General features: G+C 63.9%; 1 protein-coding gene. It reads left to right on the forward strand.

The window, feature by feature from the left end; all coding sequences use genetic code 11:
- Positions 1-640: 640 nt before the first annotated feature.
- The gene (locus JS533_RS13580) at positions 641-1678 is read left to right on the forward strand and encodes a threonine aldolase family protein (RefSeq protein ID WP_241515350.1); all 1038 of its coding nucleotides are present in this window, start codon (positions 641-643) and stop codon (positions 1676-1678) included.
- The last annotated feature ends 141 nt before the right edge of the window (positions 1679-1819 follow it).

Here is a 1819-nt window from a genome sequence, read left to right on the forward strand (position 1 = left end):
TGCCGCTTCGTCGCCATGCTGATCCTGTCTTCCATAAGACAAGCCAAACAGGACCGATACCGTTCGCGCTCATTCCCGATGAGGCACCACCACACCCTACGCGCTCAAAAAACGTGAGGCACGTCGCCCGCCGTGTCCGATCACCGAACGGCGTATACTGTTACATGGAGGCCGGAGTTGTAGGTCGGTCGGGAAGCCGGCAGGCCGCAACGAAGCGCCGCGGTTGTGAGAACCATGCGCAACGCCTCCATATAACTTCATCCGGCGGCAACGAGGCGACGGCGCCAGACACGCGAAGACAAACAGTCCAAGGCAGGCACAGCACCACGGAACCCCACCCCGACAACAGAACAACAACAGATGCGCACAGGGCGGTGCGCGGCACACGGCTTATCATGAGAACCTCCTTTCAGACGAGGGCCCGTACGGAACCGATCCGTACGGGCCCTCGTTCGTTCCGCGCCGGCATCGCATCGCGCCGGAACATGCGCCATGCAGCCATCATGCAGCAGGCATCACACGCAAACCAATCATCTCGGAGACATAGCCGCGCGGTAGACTCGCCTTCGCACGCGGGGCAACCCCGCCAGCCGAAACCGATCGCCGTCGTACGCAACGGCAACGCATCCAAGGAGCCGACATGCTGTCCTTCGAAAACGACTATTCCTGCGGGGCCACCCCCGAAATCCTCGCGCGACTCGCCGAGACGAACACGACCACGTTCCCCGGCTACGGCTCGGACGACATCTGCGCGTCGGCCAAGGCGAAGATCCGCGAGGCGTGCGGCGCACCGGACGCGGACGTGTGGTTCCTCGTCGGCGGCACGCAGACCAACCAGACCATCATCGACGCGATCACCCCGCCGTACGCCGGCGTCGTCGCCGCGGCGACCGGGCACGTCAACGTCCACGAGGCAGGCGCGATCGAAGCCAGCGGGCACAAGGTGCTCACGCTCCCCCATCATGAGGGCAAGATCGACGCAAAGGAGCTCAACGAATACTGCGCCACGTTCTACGCGGACGCGAACTACGAGCATATGGTCTTCCCCGGCTGCGTCTACGTCTCGCAGGCCACCGAATACGGCACGCTGTACACCAAGGCCGAGCTCGAGGCCATCGCCGAGGTCTGCCACGCCTACCATATGCCGTTGTTCGTGGACGGTGCGCGTCTCGGCTACGCGCTCACCGCGACCGGCAACGACGTGACGCTCGAGGATCTCGCGCGCATCGCCGACGTGTTCTACATCGGCGGCACCAAGGTGGGCGCGCTGTTCGGCGAGGCGGTCGTGTTCACGCATCACGGCGACTATTCCTACACGCCAAAGCATTTCCTCACGCTCATCAAGCAGCATGGCGCGCTGCTGGCGAAGGGCTGGCTGCTGGGCCTGCAGTTCGACACGCTGTTCACCGACGGCCTGTATATGCGCATCGCCCGCCACGCGAACGAGGTGGCCGACCGCATCCGCACGGCATTGCGGGAGAAGGGCTACACGCTCACGTTCGAGGCGCCGACGAACCAGATCTTCATCACGCTTGACGAGCCGACCCGCGAACGGCTCGAAGAGCATGTGCGGCTCGGCTTCATGGAACGCGCCGACGAGACGCACACCGTGATGCGCATCTGCACGAGCTGGCACACCACCGACGAGCAGGTCGACGAACTGCTCGCGCTGCTCTAGTCCGGGCAGTTCGCCGATCGAGAGGCTGATTGGGCACGTTGCCCCGGTCAGTTCGACGATCGAGAGGCCACCAGCCGACCAGACGGAGCACATTCGGCCATGTCATGCGCGGAATATCAAGGGATCCTACTGCCGTTCACA

The organism is Bifidobacterium amazonense, assembly GCF_018555435.2.
In the GTDB taxonomy this organism is placed as follows: Bacteria; Actinomycetota; Actinomycetes; order Actinomycetales; family Bifidobacteriaceae; genus Bifidobacterium; species Bifidobacterium amazonense.